At 58.2% G+C, this 22825-nt stretch carries 17 protein-coding genes; 7 read left to right on the top strand and 10 right to left on the bottom strand.

Annotated elements, in window-relative coordinates:
- Positions 1-114 precede the first annotated feature (114 nt).
- The 3 genes from ACR0KS_RS07650 to ACR0KS_RS07640 form a co-directional block, all read right to left on the bottom strand.
- A complete protein-coding gene (locus ACR0KS_RS07650; protein WP_170564901.1) occupies positions 115-2469 on the bottom strand; it encodes a TRAP transporter large permease subunit in 2355 nt (784 codons plus the stop codon).
- A 17-nt stretch (positions 2470-2486) separates the two neighbouring features.
- Positions 2487-3413 (bottom strand): TRAP transporter small permease subunit, encoded by a 927-nt coding sequence (locus ACR0KS_RS07645; RefSeq protein WP_170382794.1) that lies wholly within the window; start codon positions 3411-3413, stop codon positions 2487-2489.
- Between the two features lie 122 nt (positions 3414-3535).
- A complete protein-coding gene (locus ACR0KS_RS07640; RefSeq protein WP_170564904.1) occupies positions 3536-4618 on the bottom strand; it encodes a TRAP transporter substrate-binding protein in 1083 nt (360 codons plus the stop codon).
- A 248-nt stretch (positions 4619-4866) separates the two neighbouring features.
- On the opposite strand from ACR0KS_RS07640, the gene ACR0KS_RS07635 reads away from it, so the two are divergent.
- Together ACR0KS_RS07635 and ACR0KS_RS07630 are read left to right on the top strand one after the other, a co-directional pair.
- Positions 4867-6300, top strand: a complete 1434-nt coding sequence (locus ACR0KS_RS07635; protein ID WP_170564907.1) for a cache domain-containing protein — start codon at positions 4867-4869, stop codon at positions 6298-6300.
- Positions 6297-6944, top strand: a complete 648-nt coding sequence (locus ACR0KS_RS07630; RefSeq protein WP_170564910.1) for a response regulator transcription factor — start codon at positions 6297-6299, stop codon at positions 6942-6944. Before ACR0KS_RS07635 ends, ACR0KS_RS07630 begins: the two co-directional genes overlap by 4 nt.
- Before the next feature lie 93 nt (positions 6945-7037).
- Here the strand turns inward: ACR0KS_RS07630 and ACR0KS_RS07625 are convergent, their stop codons facing one another.
- Positions 7038-7883 carry a HalD/BesD family halogenase gene (locus tag ACR0KS_RS07625; RefSeq protein WP_170564913.1) on the bottom strand — a complete coding sequence of 282 codons (846 nt, stop codon included), beginning with the start codon at positions 7881-7883 and terminating at the stop codon, positions 7038-7040.
- A gap of 423 nt (positions 7884-8306) precedes the next feature.
- On the opposite strand from ACR0KS_RS07625, the gene ACR0KS_RS07620 reads away from it, so the two are divergent.
- From ACR0KS_RS07620 to ACR0KS_RS07610, 3 genes are all read left to right on the top strand, one after another.
- Entirely contained in the window at positions 8307-10058 is a 1752-nt protein-coding gene (locus tag ACR0KS_RS07620; protein WP_170564915.1) for an acetolactate synthase 3 large subunit, read from the top strand.
- A gap of 67 nt (positions 10059-10125) precedes the next feature.
- Entirely contained in the window at positions 10126-10686 is a 561-nt protein-coding gene (ilvN, locus tag ACR0KS_RS07615; RefSeq protein ID WP_170382781.1) for an acetolactate synthase small subunit, read from the top strand.
- A gap of 282 nt (positions 10687-10968) precedes the next feature.
- Positions 10969-11721, top strand: a complete 753-nt coding sequence (locus tag ACR0KS_RS07610; RefSeq protein ID WP_170564918.1) for a helix-turn-helix domain-containing protein — start codon at positions 10969-10971, stop codon at positions 11719-11721.
- 9 nt (positions 11722-11730) lie between these two features.
- Here the strand turns inward: ACR0KS_RS07610 and ACR0KS_RS07605 are convergent, their stop codons facing one another.
- From ACR0KS_RS07605 to ACR0KS_RS07580, 6 genes are all read right to left on the bottom strand, one after another.
- On the bottom strand, positions 11731-12513 hold the full coding sequence (locus tag ACR0KS_RS07605; RefSeq protein ID WP_170564921.1) for a DUF2189 domain-containing protein: 783 nt from the start codon (positions 12511-12513) through the stop codon (positions 11731-11733).
- Between the two features lie 26 nt (positions 12514-12539).
- Complete coding sequence (locus ACR0KS_RS07600; protein WP_170564924.1) at positions 12540-13940, bottom strand: amidase; 1401 nt, start codon at positions 13938-13940, stop codon at positions 12540-12542.
- A gap of 186 nt (positions 13941-14126) precedes the next feature.
- Positions 14127-15251 carry a peptide chain release factor 2 gene (gene prfB, locus ACR0KS_RS07595; RefSeq protein ID WP_170413759.1) on the bottom strand — a complete coding sequence of 375 codons (1125 nt, stop codon included), beginning with the start codon at positions 15249-15251 and terminating at the stop codon, positions 14127-14129.
- 90 nt (positions 15252-15341) lie between these two features.
- Positions 15342-17831: a PBP1A family penicillin-binding protein gene (locus tag ACR0KS_RS07590; protein ID WP_170413762.1), complete on the bottom strand. Its 2490-nt coding sequence runs from the start codon at positions 17829-17831 to the stop codon at positions 15342-15344.
- A gap of 95 nt (positions 17832-17926) precedes the next feature.
- Positions 17927-19147, bottom strand: a complete 1221-nt coding sequence (locus tag ACR0KS_RS07585; RefSeq protein ID WP_170564927.1) for an N-acetylmuramoyl-L-alanine amidase — start codon at positions 19145-19147, stop codon at positions 17927-17929.
- A gap of 72 nt (positions 19148-19219) precedes the next feature.
- Positions 19220-20377, bottom strand: coding sequence for an aminotransferase class I/II-fold pyridoxal phosphate-dependent enzyme (locus ACR0KS_RS07580; RefSeq protein WP_170564930.1), 1158 nt, complete (start codon positions 20375-20377; stop codon positions 19220-19222).
- On the opposite strand from ACR0KS_RS07580, the gene ACR0KS_RS07575 reads away from it, so the two are divergent.
- Complete coding sequence (locus ACR0KS_RS07575; RefSeq protein ID WP_170481354.1) at positions 20376-21758, top strand: M48 family metalloprotease; 1383 nt, start codon at positions 20376-20378, stop codon at positions 21756-21758. The two genes, ACR0KS_RS07580 and ACR0KS_RS07575, sit on opposite strands and share 2 nt — an antisense overlap.
- Positions 21755-22513 carry a DsbA family protein gene (locus ACR0KS_RS07570; protein WP_170564933.1) on the top strand — a complete coding sequence of 253 codons (759 nt, stop codon included), beginning with the start codon at positions 21755-21757 and terminating at the stop codon, positions 22511-22513. The genes ACR0KS_RS07575 and ACR0KS_RS07570 overlap by 4 nt, the downstream gene beginning before the upstream one ends.
- Positions 22514-22825 lie beyond the last annotated feature (312 nt).

Raw genomic sequence — 22825 nt, 5'->3', positions numbered from 1 at the left:
TATCCCGGGGATGAATTGGCCGCAGGCCAAGAAGGGGCTGGCCCCTTCCCACAACACCAAAGCAAAGGGGGCCAACAAGCCCCCTTTTCAGTTTCACTGCATCACACCAAAAGATCAGTTCGGGATCAGGTCCGGAACGATTGTCACAATCGACGGGAAGAACCACAAGATCGCGATTCCGACCACCTGGATCAGCACGAAAGGAATGATCCCGCGATAGATATGACCCGTCGTGACCTCCTTCGGCGCAACCCCCCTCAGATAGAACAAGGCAAACCCGAAAGGTGGCGTCAGGAACGAGGTCTGCAGGTTCACTGCAACCATGATCGTGACCCATTTCGGATCAAACGACCCACCATAGATCACCGGCCCAACGATTGGGATCACGATGTAGATGATCTCGAGGAAATCCAGCACGAACCCAAGGATGAACAAGACCAGCATCACGATCAGGAAGACCGTAAACTCGTTGTCAAAACTCTTGAGGAACTGCTGGATGTAATGCTCCCCGCCAAACGAGATCACCACAAGGTTCAACAGTTGCGAGCCGATCAGGATGGTAAACACCATCGAGGTCACCTTGGCGGTTTCCCGGACCACCGGCGTCAGAACGCCACTGGTGAACAGGACCCAGCACCCATAGATCAGGCCGAACAGGGCGAACAGGTAAGCGCCATAGGCGATGATGAAGGCAATCCAGGTTTCCACCGTCACGCCGCCCTGATTGATGCGCAGGTCAAAGTTGACCCCCATCAGCAGGGCGATCATCACGGCAAATGTCGACCAGATGATCACCTTACCGGACCGTCCCTGATCCTGCAGTTTGCGGTAGGCCGCCAGCATGATCGCACCACCGGCCCCCAGCGCAGCCGCCGGAGTCGGGTTCGTCACGCCACCCAGGATCGAGCCGAGAACCGCGATGATCAGAACCAGCGGTGGGAACACCACGCGGATCAGATCATTGGTCGCACACCGTGCCGCAGCTTCCTTACAGCCATACATGGCCAGCGCAAACGGCGCTGCCAACAGCAGGAAGGTTGCCCCGGACGAAGTCGTCGGCGCGATCAGAAGCACATCCACCAGCAGCATCAGCAACAGGCCGATGGCCCCCACGATCAGGGGTTGCGTGGACTGAGACGGCGCAATGCCGCGCCCCATGACCAGCGTCAGCCCCAGCAGAACAACCATCACGGCGACACCGGTTCCAATCGGAGCAGCCGCTGCGATCTTGGCTTCCTGAGCGGCGGCCAGTTCCTCTTCGGTCAACCGCGTGGCTTCGCTGGTTCCACCTGCGGCGTCGATGGCCTCCTGCTCGGCCACGGCCTGATCCCAGGCGGACTGACCATGCAGGTCGATCATCGAGGCTTTACATTCCTCAGACACGTTGGTGCGCAACGAGGCACCTTCGCCAATGTCCGAGAACGCCGAAACGCTAACATTCTGGCTGCCGATGACACCGGCACTGCTCAGCATTATCGCACCCACGATCAGGCCGACCGGAGCAGCCAGCAACCAGGTCAGACCTTCCGCGCGGGTAATCACCTCGCCACTGCCGCCCGACAGTTCAACGGCCGGAGCTTTCTCGGGGTTCAGCAACGCATATCCGAACGCATAGAGCGCATATAGCAAGGCCAGCATGATCCCCGGCAGCAGCGCGGCCTGGAACAATGTGCCAACCGAAACCACCGCAGGCTCACCCAGATAGGTCAGCGCATCGGTACAGCCCGCTTCAACCGCGCGGGTTTCCTGAGCGGTTGAATACAGATCCCCAGCCAGCGTCCCCAACAGGACGATCACGATTGAGGGCGGGATGATCTGCCCCAACGTACCCGAGGCCGCGATCACACCTGTCGCCAGTTCGGGCGAATAGTTGTTCCGCAACATCGTCGGCAGCGCCAGCAGGCCCATGGTCACCACGGTGGCCCCCACGATCCCGGTCGAGGCCGCAAGGAACGCGCCAACCACAACAATCGACACGGCCAGACCACCCGGCAGCGGTCCGAACACGCGCGCCATCGTCGTCAGCAGGTCGTTTGCAATCTTTGAACGTTCCAGCGTGATACCCATCAGAACGAACATCAGAACGGCCAGCAGAGTCTCAATCGACTGACCTGCCAGAACACGTTCATTCATGCGGTTCACGATGAATGAGACGTTGCGGTCAAGGGCCGTTTCCCAGCCCGATACAAAGACCGGCTCGGCTATGCGCGGTAAATCCGGGTATCGGAAGACCGATATCACATCTGGCTTGATCCCAGAATTCACCACGTCCCTATAGGCTTGTGAGCTGGTATCAATCGCCTGATGTATCAGCAGCCCGGCACTGTCCAGCGCCGCGATGATCCCGAATGAGATGATCCCCGCCCCACCGATGGCAAAGGCCACCGGAAAGCCGGACAGAATGCCTCCGAAAAGGCAGAAGAACACGATAATGAGGCCTATCTCGACGCCATCAAGTCCGAATAACATAGTCTGGGTCCCCGTCCCTAATGTGCGCCTTCGTAGGCTTCTTCACCCTCTCCAAGGCTGTCCTTGTCGAGGTATTTTCCAACGCTGTCCGGTCCTTCCACGTACTCCAGATACGACCGGTACAGGAACGCGATGGCGTGCAGGAACACCATGCCCGCAAAGGCCACCAGAAGGATCTTGAACAGGAAGTAGGCGTTGAACCCATTTGGGCTGAAGCCGATGGTTTCCACGTTCCAACGCAGCGCGCGGGACTTCAGAACCAACTTGTCCAGCGTGTCACTGGCCGAAGGCTTCGGCACGATCAGGTGCCGCCACATGAAATACCAGCCGTACATCCATGTCAGCACCGCCATCGGCATCATGAACAACAACGCACCCAGCATGTCGACGACTCGCTTAGCCCGGTGGCTGATGCCTGCATAGATCAGGTCAACCCGAACATGACCGCCCTGCACGAAGGTGTAGGTACAGCACAGGCACACGACCATCGCGTTATACAGCTTCAGTTCTTCGGCATACCAACTGATATCCATCTGGATCGGGATGCCGAAACCAAAGGCCATATCGGGCCGTGCAAACACCCGCTGCATGAAGACGATGACGATCTGCTGGATGACCATCAGCAGGCCCGCCCAAGCAAAGAAGCGCCCGGTGGTGTTGGCGAACCCCTCAAGGCCGCGCACCATGCCCCACATGAAGTTCCGGTAGTACAGGCCGATGGCCGTCAGAACCAGAAAGATGGTGAAGATCACAAAGAAGAACTCGACTGATCCGCCATAGTAGACAAAGCGCATGATGGCTTCTTTGTCCGACCAGTTCAGCCAGAGTTGCGGATGCGTGATGGCGTATCCGAAATTATAGAAGGCTTCGGCAATGTTCTGAATGAACCAAACCAGTCCATTCCACAGGGCGCCGAAGAACGAGATACCGTTTTCGTCCTGCATGTTGTCCCCAGGTCGCGTCAGTTGCACTGCAGCTTATTGTTGGCTTGTCCGAGCCCTGCATGTGCAACGGGAAAGGCTTCCCCGCGCTAAGCGGGGAAACCAATTGAGTTCAGGTCCGGCGATTAGCCGCGAACGCGGTCGCGCTGTGCGGTGTAAGCACCCGACGACAGGTTCAGCCAAGCCGAAGACGCAGCCATCGAGCTCATCGCGCTGTCGTGGATCTTCTTGAACAGCTCGTCGCCCATGTTTTCGTCCAGAACTTCCTGGCTGGCGGTGCCGAAGGCATCCCAAACGCTGTCCGGGAATTCCATGACCTTCACGCCGCCCGACTGCAGACGCTGCAGGGCTGCACCGTTGTTTGCCAGGAATTGTGCCAGGTTCCACTGGTGCGCTTCGGCGGCGGCGACCTCGATGATCTTCTGCTGTGCCGGCGTCAGTTCCTCGAACACGTCACGGTTGGTCGCCAGAGACAGACCTGCGCCCGGCTCGTGGAAGCCCGCGGTGTAGTAGGTCTTGGTGATTTCCTGGAAACCGGCCTTTTCGTCGGCCCACGGTCCGATCCACTCGGTCCCGTCGATCGCGCCAGAGGACAGTGCCTGATACACTTCCGAACCCGGAATGTTCTGTACGGACGCGCCCAGTTTACCCAGAGCTTTACCGCCCAGACCGGGCATGCGGAACTTCAAGCCGTTGAAGTCTTCGGGGCTGTTGATCTCTTTCGAGAACCAGCCGCCCGCCTGCGCACCGGTGTTACCGGCCAGGAACGACTTCAGGCCAAAGATTTGGCCCAGCTCGTCATGCAGCTCCATGCCGCCATCATGGTAATACCAGTTCACCAGTTCCTGCGCGGTCATGCCGAACGGAACAGCGGTGAAGAAGGCATAGCCCGGGTGCTGACCCACAAAGTAGTAGTCCGCCGCGTGGTACATGTCGGCCTGACCCGACGAAACCGCGTCGAAAACCTCGAACGCGCCAACCAGTTCACCGGCAGCCTTGATCTCAACGTTCAGGCTGCCGTCAGACATTGCGGTGATGCTGTCTGCGCAACGCTGCGCGCTGTCAAAAACACCAGCCAGACCACGACCCCACGAGGTCACCATGGTCAGGGTACGCTGACCCTGCGCGTAAGCTGGAGCTGCCAGCGTGGTGGCCGCAGCCGCCGAGCCGCCCAGAGCAGATGTTTTCAGAAATGAACGACGATCCATATGAGTATTCCTCCCCTACATATCCAATACCCCAGCCGATGCCGGGGGCAGTCGTTATCAGTGCGCGTCAGCCTAAAGACCCCGAATTGAATGTGAATACCTACTACTACGTAGGCGGATCGGTTTTTGCCGGGTTCGCGGACGAAAATGCCGAAAAACTCCACAATTTTTGTCGGCGATCTCTGCGATTTGCGACCGGCAGCCCAAAAATTTTGCATTTTCCCGCAGGCTTGCGTATCGATTCGACCATGAGGGGATTACGGAACCTGATTTCGCTGACCTATGGCCAGAAGTTGTCGCTTGTCGCGGCGATTCCCTTGGTGGTGGCTGTGGCCGCGATCGCTCTGCTCGTGGCCTACGAGTCCCGCGCAACGGCCGAGCGCGAGATTCAGGCATTGGAACGCAGCCTGGTCGAGGCCAAGAAAGAAGAACTGCGAAACTACGTGACCCAAGCCCGCAACGGGTTCGCATATATCTACGGCCGCGCATCGACTGACGACAAGATCGCGCAGAACCTAGTAACGCAAATCCTATCGGCGATGATTTACGGCAAGGACGGTTTCTTTTTCGTCTACGACTATGACGGCAACAATCTTGTCAGCCCACGCCAGACCGAGTTCATCAACCGCAACTGGGAAGGTCTGACCGACAGCGACGGCACACCCATCGTGGACGAATTCATCAGTCTCGCCCGTCAGGGGGCTGGCTGGCACAGTTTCATGTGGCAAAAGCCCTCTACCGGAGAAGAAGCCCAAATGATCGCCTATGTCGTCGGCCTGCAGGACTGGCGCTGGGCCGTAGGGACCGGGGTTTTCATCGACGACATCGTTGCCACCGTCGCCAACGCCCGCGCCGAGGTCGAGGCACGTGTTCAGCGCACCTTTATGTATATCGGCGGCATCGTGCTGGCCGCGGTGCTAATCGTCTTTGCCTCGGGCATGTTGCTGAACTTCCGCGAACGCAGACTGGCGGATGCCAAACTGAAAGAACTGACCCAACGCGTGTTTGACGCGCAAGAGGAAGAACGCGGTCGCGTGGCCCGTGAACTGCATGACGGGATCAGCCAGATACTGGTCGGGGTGCGCTATGCCTTGGACAATGCCCGTCGTCGCCTGTCGCGGGGTGATGACGCAGGCGCGCGTGATCCGTTGGAGAAAGGGATCGACCATCTTGGTACGGCCATCACCGAGGTCCGCCGCATCAGCCGCGATCTGCGCCCGGGCGTTTTGGACGATCTGGGGCTTGGCCCGGCACTCAAGGCGTTAACCGACGACTTCCGCGAACGCACCGGGATCGAGACCGAGTTTTCGACCGTCGTCTTCCGCAACCGTCTGGATCAGGACAGCAAGATCGCGCTGTATCGCATTGCCCAAGAAGCCCTCACCAATATCGAGCGTCACTCAGGGGCAACGCGCGTCACAATTGATTTGCGCGGCCATAAGAAAGGCGCGACAATGCGCATTACCGACAACGGGCGCGGCCTGCGCAGCGACCCCGGACAGGCAAGCGCCGGGATCGGATTGCGGAACATGCAAGAACGTATTGAACAGCTTGACGGCTCCTTGCGTATTCTGTCATCACGCGGCCCACGCAGCGGTACGGTGATCGAGGTCAGTCTGCCCCTGAGCCACCTGTTGCCACCGCAAGAAGACGCAACCCCGAACCGAAAGGCCGGTACATGAGCGACCAAACCATCCGGGTCCTTATTGTAGACGATCACCCGATGGTCGCCGAAGGGATTCAGTCGATCCTCGAAAGCTATGACGAAATTCAGGTCGTCGGTACGCTCGGCAGTGGGCAGGAGGCGGTCGAAAAGGCGACGGACCTGGCCCCCGACGTCATCCTGATGGACCTGAACATGCCGGGGCTAGGCGGGTTAAGCGCAACCGAGATCATTCTCGAACGTCTGCCCCAAACTCGTATCCTGATCCTGTCGATGCATGACAGCCCGGAATATATCTCGACCGCGCTGAGCCACGGGGCCAAGGGCTATGTCCTCAAGGATGTCCAGACCGAAGAGATCAAGCAGGCCATCGACGCCGTGATGCGGGGCGAGCAATACCTGTGTACAGGTGCCAGCGGTTCCTTGCAGCCCAAGGGCGAAAGCACCCGTGAGGCGTTGACAGGGCGCGAACAGACAATCCTGCTGGAGCTCGCGCAAGGTAAGTCGAACAAAGAGGTCGCCCAGACGCTGGATATCTCTGTTCGCACTGTCGAGACGCACCGAAAGAACATCAAACGCAAACTGGGCATTTCATCAACGGCCGGCCTGACACGCTATGCGCTGGAACACGGCGTCCTGCAAGGCACCAGCCCCGGCTTTTGATCCCGCAGCGCGCAGCGCTGCCACGCCCAACCAGCGAAGGCGCGCCAAAGGCGCGTCGACAATGGGCGGGAGGATTTTGCTCGGACAAGGACATCAATCCAGCAAAGTGTCCTTTCTCACCCCTTCCCGCGCCAGGTGATGGGGCAGAACACGACCATATAACTGACGTGTCCGCTCTACCCCACCGCACATGCCCTCGGCCTCGACAAATGAAAATATGCCCACATAGCGGCTGCGCGCACCCTGCACGGGTGCAACCCTATGCAGCGCATAACGCCCTTTGAAAATCTGAAGATCGCCGGGCTGCAACTCAAGCTGGCGCACCCGCGCTCTGTTTCCGTCCAGAACGGACGCCACAGTCTCAAAATTCTCGTCGTTTGAACTGCGCAGGTTTGGCACGTATTCAAAAGCGCCACCTGCTTCACCGTTTTGGATGGCCAGTGTCACGGTGTAGTTGTTGGTGTCAAAATGCCAGGGAAAACCCTGCCCCTCCTCGACCACGTTGATAATGACATCGGCAAGAGGGTCATCATAGCGAAAGAACCGGTCCGGTGGCTCATCCAACGCTGCGCGGATGAAGGGCAGGAAACCTTCATATTCGTACAGCCGACGCAGCGGACCAGACTTTTCAAAATTATCGGCCGGTACAAAGGCGTTGGACCGGTCATAAAACCGCCGGACAGGATGTTCCGCCGCCAACTGCGGATTGTCCTGCGTAAAGTAGGCATTGGTGCGATTGAAAGAACGATGCGCCTTGGAGGCCGTGGCCTCGGCCTCGCGTACCAAAAGCTGCACCCCTTCGGCATGAACAAAGCCCGGCAGAACGGCGCACCCATCCTGATCCAGCTCACGCCTCAGGTCGCTGATCAATTGATCATACGCCCGTGAGCCCGGACAATCGATCGGATACCGTCCCAGATCCACAAGATCCTGCAGCATGTCCCGTCTCCTCTGCCTGCTAAGACAAGCTCAGCGTGACTCAGCCTAACTGCCTGATCATGCTTGTTTGGGACATTGCCATGACGCTTTCCGACACTCTTGATTTCGAGATCAACACGCCGACAACAGTGAATTTTCCCGAATCTTCCGATCATGCGTCAATCTGCGCAATAAAATGTCGCAAAATTCACCACTCAAGATACAAAATTGGTACGATTGCCTGTTGACGCCCCCTTTCACCGCCCATAATGTCCCTGCACGCAAAAAAGGAGCCTCTGGCGATGAAAGCGCTAGTCGTAATCGTAGGAAACACGCGCATGGGCCGGTAACGGTAAACCATAATTGAACCCATGCGCCTCCGAAAATCTCGGGGGCTTTTTTTTGGCAAAACGCAAGACACATGTCGCGAACGGAGCAAAGCAGATGACACGTGAGATGACCGGCGCAAAGATGGTGGTTCAGGCCCTCAAGGATCAGGGCGTGGACACGGTATTCGGATACCCCGGCGGCGCCGTGCTACCGATCTATGATGAGATTTTTCTGCAAAACGACATTCGCCACATTCTGGTGCGTCACGAACAGGGGGCCGTGCACGCCGCCGAAGGTTATGCGCGTTCGACCGGCAAGCCCGGCGTTGCGCTGGTGACATCCGGCCCCGGCGCCACCAACGCGGTGACCGGCCTGACCGACGCATTACTGGATTCGATCCCGATCGTGGTTCTGACCGGTCAGGTTCCAACCTTCATGATCGGCTCGGACGCCTTTCAGGAGGCTGATACTGTTGGTATCACCCGCCCCTGCACCAAACATAACTGGCTGGTGAAAGACACGGATTCGCTGGCTGAGACCATGCATGAGGCGTTCCACGTTGCCACCTCGGGCCGTCCCGGTCCGGTGCTGATCGACATCCCGAAGGACGTGCAGTTTGCATCGGGTGAATATACCAGCCCCAAACCGTCCACCTCGCACTATCAGCCTACGCTGAAAGGCGATCTGGAAGAAATCACAGAACTGGTCGCCGCGATAGAGACGGCCAAAAAGCCCGTATTCTATACTGGAGGCGGCGTGATCAACTCTGGCACAGCGGCCAGCCAGTTGCTGCGTGAACTGGTGGATTCGACCGGATTTCCGATCACTTCGACCCTGATGGGGCTGGGCGCTTATCCCGCCTCGGGTGAGAACTGGTTGGGTATGCTGGGGATGCATGGTCTTTATGAGGCCAACCTTGCGATGCATGATTGCGACCTGATGATCAATATCGGCGCGCGGTTCGATGACCGGATCACGGGGCGGATTGATGCGTTCTCACCGAACTCGAAAAAGGCGCATATCGACATTGATCCTTCGTCGATCAACAAGGTGATCCGCGTGGATATCCCGATTGTGGGCGACGTGGCCCATGTGCTTGAGGATATCCTCAAGGTCTGGAAAGCGCGCGGTCGCAAGACCGATGCTGCGGCCGTGTCGCAATGGCAGGCGCAGATCAGTGACTGGCGCAAGGTCAACTGTCTGGCCTACACCAACAGTGAAAAGACAATCAAACCGCAATACGCGCTGCAACGCCTTGAAGAACTGACCAAAAACCACGACCGCTATATCACGACCGAGGTTGGCCAGCATCAGATGTGGGCCGCGCAATACCTTGGTTTTGAGGACCCGAACCGCTGGATGACTTCGGGCGGGTTGGGCACGATGGGCTACGGCACCCCGGCCTCGATCGGTGTGCAGATGGCCCACCCCGACGCGCTGGTAATCAACGTCGCGGGTGAGGCTTCGTGGCTGATGAACATGCAGGAAATGGGCACCGCCGTTCAGTATCGCCTGCCCGTCAAACAGTTCATCCTGAACAACGAACGTCTGGGCATGGTGCGTCAGTGGCAAGAGCTGCTGCATGGCGAGCGGTACTCGCATTCGTGGTCCGAGGCGCTGCCCGATTTCGTCAAACTCGCCGAGGCGTTTGGCGCCAAGGGCATCCTGTGTTCCGACCCTGCCGATCTGGACGATGCGATCATGGAGATGATCAACTACGACGGCCCGGTGATCTTTGACTGTCTGGTTGAAAAACACGAGAACTGCTTCCCCATGATCCCGTCGGGCAAGGCCCATAACGAGATGCTGCTGGGCGAGGCCGAGACGCAGGGCGTGATCGACTCCAAAGGTTCGGTTCTGGTTTAACAAAATTCGACGAATATTGTTGGGCGACCCGTCGCCCGACCTTCGCAGGATGATGAAAGGGACGTAAATGTCTGCCCTACATATCAAAAAAGGCTCTACCCGCCATTCGGCCTATAACCTACGGCCCACCTTCTCGGACGTGCAAGAGCGTCACACGATTGCCGTTCTGGTCGAGAACGAGCCCGGAGTTCTGGCGCGTGTGATCGGGCTGTTCTCGGGTCGCGGCTACAACATCGAAAGCCTGACCGTGGCCGAGGTGGATCACACCGGCCATCTCAGCCGCATTACCATCGTCACAACCGGCACCCCGCAGGTGATCGAACAGATCAAGGCCCAGTTGGGTCGGATCGTGACTGTGCACGACGTTCATGACCTTACGGTCGAGGGGCCGTCGGTCGAACGGGAATTGGCCATCATCAAGGTCGTCGGCGAAGGCGACAAGCGGGTCGAAGCGCTGCGGTTGGCTGATATTTTCCGTGCAAATGTGGTCGATAGCACGCTGAATTCCTTCATTTTTGAGATCACCGGCGCGCCGGATAAGATTGATGCCTTCGCGGACTTGATGCGTCCGCTGGGCCTGGTCGAAATTGCCAGAACTGGCGTCGCTGCCCTGCTGCGCGGCGACTGACTTTCCAAGCCTCGCCCGCAGTCTGGATCTGTGGGCGAGGCTCTGAGGGCATTGACCCTCAATCCAAGTGCTACAATGGATTTCAGATTTCTGCCTCACATCGGAAACCAACAAAACACCATACAAAATGGCATAAAACCTATTGCGTTTGCGCTAGGCCACGCTAGCCTTGAAGGGCTCTGAGACGCATTCTTCGGAGGCGTCGGTACAGCTTGGCGCGTGCTTTCGACCGTTGGTCATATGCTACGCGCTTCAAAAACACTTGGGGAACATGGGACAGCAATGACCAATGAAACCCGCAGCCCGGCGGAACTGCGCAAGATGTTCGGCGCAAACCTGCGACGGTTGGCGCAGCAGTACCCTTCTGTTTCGGAACTCTGCCGTCAACTCGACATAAACCGCACGCAATTCAACAGGTATCTCGGCGGTGAGAGCTTTCCCCGGCCAGACATTCTTGATCGCATCTGCAATTTTTTCGATGTCGATGCCCGCATATTATTGCGCCCTATCGACAAGATTGACTTGCCGCCGCCCCACCCGGCGGCAACTGCGCTGGTGGATTTTCTGGGATCCGGCCCAAACACACTGACCGAAAGCCTGTTTCCTGCGGGGTTCTACTATGTCTCGGAAACCGGGCTTGAGGACCCGCACCCATCCAGACACAGATTGCTACACGCGCGCCGGTTACCTCAATGCACCTTGGTTCGCAGCTATGAACCGCCCGTTGGAACAGAGCCCCTTTCCCCCGCCCAGCGTGAAGTCCAGGGAATTGCAGCCTGTGCCGGCCACCAGATTTACATCCTGATGTCTGGCCGAGCAGCCCAGAACAGCCGGATTTACCTTATGACCCGCGGCAGCGAAGACAACGCAGACCGGTGGCGTGGTGTAGCAATTTGCCTTTCCAAAACCACGGCGAGCGCGACAACAATGCGCCGGCTTTCCCTTCGGCATTTGGGAACAAACCCCGTATCGGCATTTGCCGCGGCCCGGGCCGCCCGTCGCGCGGAACAAATCACGGCCAGAGCGACAGCATGAACGTATGAGCTATGCTTCAGCCGTTGCTTCTGACTGTGTGATCAACCGATACAGATGCCAGCTTGCGTGACCAAGCAAAGGCAGAACGACAAGAAGCCCAAGAAACCAGGGGATCATCGCGACAAAGGTCAGAACCGCAACAAAAACGCCCCAGCCCAGCATGACCGGCATGTTCGCACTGACATAGCTGTAGCTGGCGATCATTGCGGTCACGAAGTCCAGCTCTCGATCAAGGAGCATTGGGATCGAAAGCACTGTAATCATGTAAAGAACTGTCGCGAAAACTGCGCCGACGGCTGTCCCCACGGCCAACATGGTCAGACCGTTCGGCGTCAAGTACACTTCGAGAGAAGTGGACACGTTGGTCATGGTCGAAAGCCCCATGAATAACGCAAAAATCATGTGGCCCAAAAAGAACCAAAACAAAAACATCACCACGATGATCGCGCAAATGGACGGCAACTGCCGCCGACCCTGTTGAGCGACCACGCCGAATATGGCTTTGACGTCCAATGGCTCGCCCTGCTCAATCCGGTGCGAAACCTCATAAAGACCCACAGCCGCGAAAGGACCAAGCAACGGAAATCCAATAGCGGCAAGCACAAGCCAGAAGGATGTCTGCGTCTGGATTGTCACCCAAGCCATGGCCCACCCAGCCACGACGTAGAAACCGGCAAACAGCAAGCCGAACATTGGGGCGCGACGATAGTCCGCCCAAGCAAGACGCATCGCCTCGCGCAGCATTTGCGGGTTCACTGGCCCCATCTTTGGAACGCCAAAAGGCTTCTCCATCGTTTCTCTCTCCTCCCCCTGCACCTTCACAACTTAGGCGGCTTGTTTTGCGGCCACTGTGTCGCGTCGTGATACGCAGCCCCGATCGACAAGATGCGCTCATCTGCCCCCCGAGGCCCAAAGACCTGCAACCCCAACGGCAACCCCTCGGGTCCGAAACCGGCAGGAACCGACAGACATGGCAACCCGATCAAACTCACAGGCACGACAACCTGCATCCAACGATGATACGTATCCATCTTTTTGCCAGCTATTTCCGTCGGATACGGCACATCAACGTCAAAGGGCCAAACCTGTGCGGCTGGCAACACAAGAGCGTCAAAACGCTCGAACACCTCTGCGGCGCGACGATACCAGTCTGAACGCGCAACACTGGCCCGATGCACCTGCATCGCAGTCAACCCGAGCCCGCGGTCCAGCTCCCACAAAGCCGTATCCTTTAACTTCGCGCGATGCTCGGTCAAAGGCGCGAGGCTTGCAGCCACACTCCACGACCGCAATGTTGCCCAGCTCTCCCACATCTTCTCAGCCTCAAATGGGGCAGGCACATGTTCGACACTCGCACCAAGCTGCGTGAAAATCTCCAAAGCCGACTGGCAGAGGTCAACGATACCTTCCTCGTACGGAAATGCGCCACCCCAATCACCCAGCCAACCGATACGCATCCCTGTCATGTCCATTGCGCGTACAGGAGAAACCGCCCGGCTCGGCCCGCTCAAAGGCTGTCGCGCGTCTGGTCCGGAAATGACATCCAACAAAAGCCCAATATCTTCGGGAGTTCGCGCCATTGGGCCTAACGTGGACAGCTGATGCAGAAAACCATCTCCGGCTGGCTCGGCCGGCACGCGCCCCCAGGTCGGACGAAACCCGTACACATTGTTCCACGCGGCCGGATTGCGCAAACTGCCCATCATGTCCGTCCCATCCGCCAGCGTGACCATACCAGTGGCCAACGCAACAGCGGCCCCACCAGACGAACCACCGCAGGATCGCTCTGTGTCATATGGATTCCGCGTGGCCCCGTAGACCGGGTTAAACGTATGCGACCCCAATCCAAATTCCGGCGTGTTGGTCTTGCCTATCAGGATCGCCCCCGCAGCGCGCATCCTCGCTGCAATCAGATCGTCATTTGCCGGTACATGGTCTTTAAACAACGGCGAGCCCTGCGACGACGGTATTCCGGCGACGTTCACAAGATCCTTTACCGCTATTGGCAATCCATGCAGTGCGCCCTTGACCGGCCCCTCGTCCAGTGCGCGCGCCTCGGCCAACAGCTCACCTTCGTCGCGCATGGCAACAATGGCGTTCACAGACCCATTGACCGCCGCTATACGGTCCAATGTCGCGCGCATCACATCAACAGCAGAAAGACGCCCCGCAGACATCTCAGCTACCAAAGCTGTCGCGGTTCCCTTTCTCAAGTCCATCCGGGTCTCTTCGGCTTTGCATTACTCTTATGCAATCAGCCTAACGGGGGCGACTTCTCATTTAAACCCATTGTTTAAATGTATCTTTTCTCCGCCACACAGCCGTGCCCGGATCCACTTCATCTGGCCCAAAATATCCCGGGGGAGACGCGCAACGCGCGGCGGGGGCAGAGCCCCCTTCCCAGCTTAGTCGCCTTGCGCCTCGGACCGACTTTTGCCCGCTACATTCAACGCCAGCGTCGCTGCCATAAACTCATCCAGATCACCATCCAACACACCCTTGGTGTCCGAGGTTTCGTGGTTTGTCCGCAGGTCCTTGACCATCTGATAGGGTTGCAACACGTAGGACCGGATCTGGTTGCCCCAGCCCGCGTCGCCCTTGGCCTCATGCGCTGCGTTTATGTCGGCGTTCCGGCGATCCAGCTCTTGCTGGTACAACCGCGACTTCAACGCCTTCATCGCAATATCGCGGTTCTGATGCTGCGATTTCTCGGAGCTGGTCACAACGATGCCAGTCGGAATGTGCGTGATCCGCACAGCCGAATCCGTCGTGTTCACGTGCTGACCGCCAGCGCCAGAGGACCGATAGGTATCAATACGAATATCTGCGGGGTTTACTTCGATTTCAATATTGTCATCGACCACCGGGTAAACCCAAACCGAGCTGAACGAGGTATGACGCTTGGCCGCCGAGTCATAAGGCGAAATCCGCACCAACCGATGCACGCCGCTTTCCGACTTTAGCCAGCCATAAGCGTTGTGACCGGAAATCTTGTAAGCGGCGGATTTGATCCCCGCTTCTTCTCCGGCCGTCTCGGACTGCAACTCGACCGTGTAACCCTTTTTCTCGGCCCAACGCACATACATCCGCGCCAGCATCGACGCCCAGTCGCAGCTTTCCGTACCACCCGCACCCGAGTTGATCTCGAGGAAGGTATCGTTGCTGTCCGCCTCACCATCCAACAAGGCTTCCAGCTCTTTCTTGGCGGCCTTGGCCTGCAGCGCCTTGATCGCGGACTCGGCGTCCTGGACAACCTCGTTATCCTCTTCCATCTCGCCCAGTTCGATCAGCTCGATATTGTCGCTCAAATCCGTTTTGATCGACTCATATGTCTCGATTGCATCGACCAGCATCTGACGCTCGCGCATCAGTTTCTGCGCGTTTTCCGGGCTGTCCCACAGGTTGGGGTCCTCAACCCGCGCGTTGAATTCCTCTAACCGGTGCGGCGCAGTTTCATAGTCCATGCGCTGCGCCAGCAGCTCCAGAGACTTTTCGATTTCCGCCACGATATTCTGGGTTTCGGCGCGCATGATTACGTCCCAACTTGCTCAATCAGGTTTGGGTGATATCAACAGGTCCGCGCCACCACAAGACGGCGCGGACCCGAATACTGCGCGTCGTCAATAAAGCCCGCCGCCCTGCAACTCGCCCTGGCTGGCATTTGGGCCAACTGTGACCGTGTTGCCCGTCGAAGTGGTCACCTGACGGCCCGAGCTATGAACCTCTTCAAACAGAGGCAGATCAGAGCCCATTGCAAAGCCGCCATCATAAACGCGGTCGATAAAGCCATCTACGCCATCGCGGAAATACTCGGCCACAACGTATTCGCCGGTTGCGTCCGCAGGCAGGCGCGCGCCGCTGAAGCGGTCGATCTTGATGAAATGCCCACCCGGAGGCACTTCAAACGGGCCGCCACCATATTTTGCAACGGCTTTTTCCATAAAGCTCTGGAAGACAGGACCGCACATCGTGCCGCCATAAGCCCCCCGCCCCATTGGGCGCGGACGGTCATATCCAATGTAGCAACCAGCGACGATGTTTGATGTGAAACCGATGAACCATGCGTCCTTGGATTCATTTGTCGTACCGGTCTTACCGGCCGTCGGCACCGGAAGGTTGACATGGCGCGACGCGGTTCCGCGATCGACAACGCCCTTCATCATCGAGGTCAACTGATACGCTGTAATCGCGTCCATGACCTGACTACGGTTGGTTTCGATGGTGGGGGACTCGTCCGGTTCCAGCCAGCTTGAGTTACAATCCAGACACTGCCGGTCGTCGTGACGGTAGATCGTCTTGCCGAACCGATCCTGAATCCGGTCAACCAGCGTCGGCTCAACCCGCTCACCGCCATTGGCAAACATCGCATAGGCCGCGACCATTTTGTAGAGCGTGGTTTCCTCGGACCCTAACGAGTTGGCAAGGAACGCACCCATCCGGTCATAGACGCCAAAGCGCTCGGCGTAGCCTGCGACGACGGGCATCGTGACCTCTTGCGCCAGACGAATGGTCATCAGGTTCCGCGATTGTTCAATACCGGTGCGCAGCGGCGTCGGGCCGTAGAACTTGTTTGACGAGTTCTTGGGCCGCCACAAACCTTGCGGCGTGTTCACCTCAATCGGGGCGTCCACAACGATCGTTGCCGGGCTGTATCCGCTGTCGAGCGCAGCCGCATAGACGAACGGTTTGAAACTCGACCCCGGCTGGCGTTGCGCTTGCGTCGCGCGGTTGAAGACCGAGTCCTGATACGAGAAGCCGCCCTGCATCGCCAGAACACGGCCCGAGTTTACGTCCATCGCGACGAAACCGCCCTGCACTTCGGGCACCTGACGGGCGGACCATTGCCCCTCATCTCCGGCCATGACCAAAATGACGTCTCCGCGCTTGAAATTGTCCTGAAAATTACCCTGCATCCACTGAATGTCCGAGCGAGGGACGGTGCCATCCGCTGGGCCATTTTCAACGCCGACAGTCAGCGACTGGTCTGAGACGTTCAGCACGACGGCAGGATACCATTGCGTTGGCAGAACCACGTCGCGCGGGATTTCCATGATGGCCAGCGCTTCGCGCCACTGCACCTCATCCGTCAGGTTTTCTTCGGGGATCACCTCACCCGTTCCGCGCCATTTGCCGCGTGAACGGTCGTATTTCTGCAACGCTTCGCGCAGCGCACGCGCCGCTTCAACCTGCATTTCCTCATCGACCGAGGCACGGACGGTAAAGCCACCGGTAAAGAATTCCCCCTCGCCGAAGTCTTCGCTCAACTGTCGGCGGATTTCGTCGGTGAAATAGTCACGCGGCGGCAAAGCGGTGCGGAAACTCTCAAAGTCGCCATTCTGGACCGAGCGCAAGGGCATGTTGACCTCTGCGTCATAGGTTGCCTGATCGATATACCCGTTCTGGTTCATCTCGCGCAGCACATAGTTGCGACGCGCCATCAGACGGTCCTTTTCGCGCACCGGATGATAGTCAGACGGAGCCTTTGGCATGGCAGCGAGTGTGGCGGCCTCATGCGGGGCAAGTTCCTGCAGTGTCTTGTTGAAATAAGTCTGGGCCGCAGCAGTCACACCGTAAGAGTTCTGCCCCAGAAAAATCTCGTTCATATACAGCTCAAGGATCTGTTCTTTGTCCAGCGTATCCTCAAGCCGTGTGGCGAGGATAATCTCCTTGATCTTTCTCTCGGCCCGGCGGTCGCCGGACAGCAAAAAGTTCTTCATTACCTGCTGGGTAATGGTGGACGCGCCGCGGACGTTCTCGCCCTTGGACTTAACCGCCTCGACACCCGCCGCAATGATACCGCGCGGGTCATAGCCCTGATGGGTGTAAAAGTTCTTGTCTTCTGCCGAGATAAACGCCTGTTTGACCAGATCAGGGATTTCCTCGGACGGGGTAAACAGGCGACGCTCCTGCGCGAATTCGTCGATCAACTGACCCTCACCGGAATAAATCCGGCTGATCGTTGGTGGCTTGTATTGTGCCAGCGATTCATGGCTGGGCAGATCGCGCCCATACATCCAGAAGATCGCGCCAATGACTAGCGCGGTCATGAAAATGCCCAAGGTCACGAGGCTGAAGATCGCCCCGAAAATTGATAGAATGAAACGGATCACGTTACTGCCTTTTGCTCGCGGTGCAGCCTATATAGTGATGCCCCTGCCCGGGGTCAAAACACGATGGCTAATATTAGCCGTTTTGCGCCGCAGGGTCACTGCCCAATAAGCGATCGCCTGACCAGATCGTCCTGATGCCAACGCCCCAATCCATCCCGAATACCGCGCGCCATATCCAAGCGCCATTCGGGGTTTCGTATGTTTTCCAAATCTCTGGGGCTGGACAGAAAACCCAATTCGATCAGAACTGACGGAATATCAGCCGCCTTTAGAACGGAAAACGAGGCCGTTCGGATCGGGCGGTTGTTCATCGGCCCGCCCTGCTGCGTCAGCCCTTCGGCAAGAGCACGCGCAAGCGCGTCGGTCCGCGGCCTGGTTTCCCTGCGCGCCATGTCCAGCAACACATCCGCCACCTGATCGTCAGAACCGCTCAGATCAATTCCCGATATCAGATCGCCGCGATCATGACGTTCCGCCAGTTTGAGGCTGGCTACATCCGAGGCGTCCTCGGACAGTGTATAGACGGCGGCCCCATGCGCCCGCCCCTCGGACAGAATATCGGCATGCAACGAGATAAACACGTCGGCACCCGCACGATGAGCCAGCGCTATGCGGCGTTCCAGCGATACGAACTGATCGTCCGAGCGGGTCATGACCACATCATATCCGCCTGCACGCAGAAGCAATTCACGCAACTCGCGGGCAAAGGTCAGCATAAGGGTCTTTTCGTCCAGGCCATCAACTTCGGCTCCGGGGTCGATCCCTCCATGCCCCGGATCCAGCATCACGCGCAGCAGGCGGTTTCCGTCCGGGTCGCGCGCTGGTGGAGTGACTGATGGCTCAGGCAGATCCCAACCCGGTTGCCGAGGCGCACCTGCACTGACTGAAAACGATTCAATATCAGTATCTTGCAGACTTAACGACAATTGCGCGCTGCCCGTTACCGGATCGACGCGCAAATCCACCGTCTCGATAGCCAAGGGCGCGCCAAGTTCCAACACCATCCGGGACCATCCCGGCACATAGGCACCGTACAGGACACCACTGACGCGATCAGTCTGCAAAAAGCTGTCGCGATCCAAGCCGGTCCAGTCCACCTCTTGAAAGTCCAGAACCATGCGGTAGGGATCGCTCAGCGTGAAAACCCGGTATGGCACGCCCTGACTGAGACCAAGCTGCACCCGAACTCCGGCGTGGCCGTCATCTGTGACACTGCTGTCATCGGGCAGCACACGCGCAAGCGCACTGAACTCATGCGCGACGGCAGCACCGTTCAGCGCCCAGATCAGCCCAATGGCGAATAGAATCCTGCTCATGGCCTCAAGTTTTCCCGAGATCGTTTGACGCCCAGCATAGCCGAACTGCGCCCGCTTGTGAACGCCCTGCGCTTACTCCGCCGACCCAAAGCGTTCAGACATAAAGCGTGTCAGGCGCAGCAGTCCTTCTTCTATGTCCGGCGTCGATCTGGCGTAGGAAAACCGTAGCGTTGTATGGCCCCGCACGGGATCAAAATCGAGACCCGGAGTGACCGCGACGCCTGCTTTTTCAAGGACTTCTGCCGCAAAGCTGCGACTGTCATCCGTCAGGTCAGACACGTCTGCATAGACGTAAAAGGCGCCGTCCGGCGGCGCGATGTTGGTGAACCCTGCCTTGGGCAAACCCTCTAGCATCAGCGCACGGTTGGCCCGGTAGACATCTAGGTTTGCCTGCAATTCATCCTCGCACTCCATCGCGGCCAAAGCCGCAACCTGACTGGCGTGCGGCGCGCAGATGAACATGTTCTGGGCAATCCTCTCGACAACGCGCACCTGATCTTCGGGCACAACCATCCAGCCCACGCGCCAGCCCGTCATCGAAAAATATTTCGAGAACGAATTGATCACATAACACTCATCCGTCAGCTCAAGCGCGGTGACGGCTTTGGCCTCATATTCCAGCCCGTGATAAATTTCGTCACTGATGAACGAAGCGCCTTGCTCGTGCGCGGCCCCGATCAACGCCTGCATCGCCGCGTGATCCAGCATTGTCCCCGTTGGATTGGCCGGAGACGCGACCATAAGCCCCTGCAGATCAAGCCCCGAAAAATCAGACGGCACAGGTTGAAGCCGGTTTTCCGGCGCGGTCGGCAGATCGACCGGCACCAACCCAAGCGCCTTTAGTATTTGCCGATACGATGGATAACCGGGCGCGCCGATGCCGACGCGGTCCCCGCTGTCGAAAAGCGCTGTGAACGCCAGCAAGAAACCGCCAGACGACCCCGGAGTAACCACCACACGCTCGGGGTTCAGGTCGACATCGTACCACTCACCATACATCCGTGCGATCCGCTGCCGCAAAGCCGGAAGGCCCAGTGCAACCGTATACCCCAATGGCCCTTCTTTCATGGCTTGCGCCAAGGCATCGGTCGCCCCTTGAGGCGCACCGGTTCCCGGCTGACCAACCTCCATATGAATGATGGTGCGCCCGGCCTCTTCAGCGCGGCGCGCGGCCTCCATAACGTCCATCACGATAAAGGGATCGACCCCGGACCGGGTTGAGTTTCTCATGCCCATCTCCCATGTTGCAGCCATGGCTTTTGAACGCGTATCCAGGCTGGCGTCAATCCCGGCCCTGTTGCTGATTGCAGTAACATGGTTCGCAAGCGCCATTCAGTCCGCAGCGCAAAGCCTGATCCGTGACCCGGATATCGAATACGGGCTGCGTGAACTGGCATTCCCGGTCCTGCGCGCTGCGGGATTGAACACCAATCGCGTGCAGATTCTGGTGGTGAATGACAGTACTTTCAACGCCTTCGTCATCGACTATAACGCGATTTATCTGAACTACGGGCTGATCCTGACGGTCGAAAGCCCGGAAATGTTGCAGGCGGTGATCGCGCACGAAGCTGCGCATATCGCCAATGGTCATCTGGCGCGGCGGGTAGAGAACCTGAAAGCTGCGCAAAGGAACGCTCAGTTGGGGACCGCTCTTGCATTGGTCGTGGCCGCTGCTGGCGGTGGCGAGGCTGCAGCAGGCATCGCGGCGGGCACATCCAGTTCAGCGCTACGCAGCTTTCTTGCCCACACCCGCGCCGAAGAATCCTCGGCTGATCGCAGTGCGGCCAGCTATCTCAGATGGGCGGGCATCTCGCCCAGCGGCATGGTTGCGCTGCACCAGAAGTTTGCGGGACAGGAACTGCTGAGCGTCGTGAATCAAGACCCCTACATGCGCTCACACCCCACCAGCCGGGAACGTCTGCGCGCGGCTGAGGCGTTTCTGGACGAATTTGGGGACAAGGCATCGCCCAACCAGAGCGCGGACTACTGGTTCGCACGAGCAAAAGGCAAGCTATCAGCCTTTCTGCGATCCCCGACCTGGACCATGCGACGATCAAAGGAGGAAAGCGCGCAGGACATCCGCCTGATGCGCGAGGCCGCCGCATACCACCAAAACCGCGACCTGCCCAACGCCCGCCGCGCCATAGATCAGGCTTTGAGTATTCGCCCCGACGACCCTTTTTACTATGAGCTTAAAGGGCAGATATTGCTGGAAAACCGTCGTGTGCAAGAAGCAGTTGCAGCATATGGCAAGGCCGTGGAACTGGCCCCGAACAACCCGCTAATCCTTGCCGGGTACGGCCGTGCGCTATTGGCACAAGGACAGACTAAGAACGCCCTGCAAGTCCTTGAAAAAGCACGCGCAAGGGACTATCGCAATGCACGATTGATGCAAGATTTAGGGGTCGCATACGCTAAGGTTGGCAATAACGGGATGGCCTCGGCCGTGACCGCCGAAAGATTTGCCTTGCAAGGCCGGCTGGCTGATGCAGGTATTCACGCAAGACGGGCTGTCGGGCAGTTGCCCGAGGGCTCTCCGGGTTGGCAACGTGCACAGGATGTGTTGATTGCCTCTGAACAAGCTAAGAAAAAGAAAAGGAAACGGAAATGATCCTCAGACACGCTGCGCCGGCCCTGCTGGGGCTTTCCTTGATCACCGGCCCTGCTCAGGCATTGGACCTGAACGCAATGAGCGACGCGGAAAAGGAACAGTTCGGCCAACAGGTACGGGAATATCTTCTGGAAAACCCCGAAGTGATTATCGAGGCCATCAACATTCTTGAACAACGCAACGCCCTGGCCGAAGCGCAGGCCGATCAGGAATTGGTCGCAGCCAATGCTGACGAGCTGTTCAACGATGGATATAGCTGGGTCGGAGGCAACCCCGACGGAGACTTAACTCTGGTCGAGTTCATGGATTATCGCTGTGGATATTGCCGCCGGGCCGTCCCCCAGGTGGCAGAGCTGCTGTCAGAAGACGGAAATATCCGCTTGATAATTAAAGAGTTTCCCATTCTCGGCGACGCCTCGGTCATGTCGTCGCGCTTTGCTATCGCGACCAAGCACGTAGCTGGTGACGACGCGTACAAACAAGTTCACGACGCCCTTATGGAATTCGGAGGTGAACCAACCGAAGTGACCCTGCGCCGTATCTCGGACGGTCTGGGTCTGGACAGTGACGCAATCATTGAAGCGATGAACAGCGATCAGGTCACTGATGAGATCAACCAGACGCGCGAGTTGGCACGCCGTATGAATATTTCCGGCACGCCCTCATTCGTTCTGGGAACAGAAATGCTGCGCGGGTTCCTGACGGCTGACCAGATGATCGAGATTGCCAACGTCGTGCGCGCCGAACAGGGCTAATCTGACAGGAGGCGGACAAACCGCCTCCGACCCTTCTCAATACGTCACGCGCTAAGTACGGAAAGGGCGCGTCGCATTTGAGCCAAACAATCCATCTTTTTGTGCCATCCGACCGAAACTGAGCGGCAGGCACAGACGTGCCTTTGATACCTGCGGGAATGACATCACGCCCCTGCTTTTGGCTTTCTTCGAGGACGGCGCTGATATCCTGCGGGTTCGAGATACGGCGAACTCCGTTGTCGGGTGTAATGGGACCAGAACGGCAATACGTCGACCGCGCGACCTGCTGCGCGAGGCTCATCGCGGCCCGCG

This window comes from Ruegeria sp. BC7, from assembly GCF_056539165.1.
The sequence above is the reverse complement of the archived record's forward strand: the minus strand, read 5'-3'. Positions and strand labels throughout refer to the sequence as shown.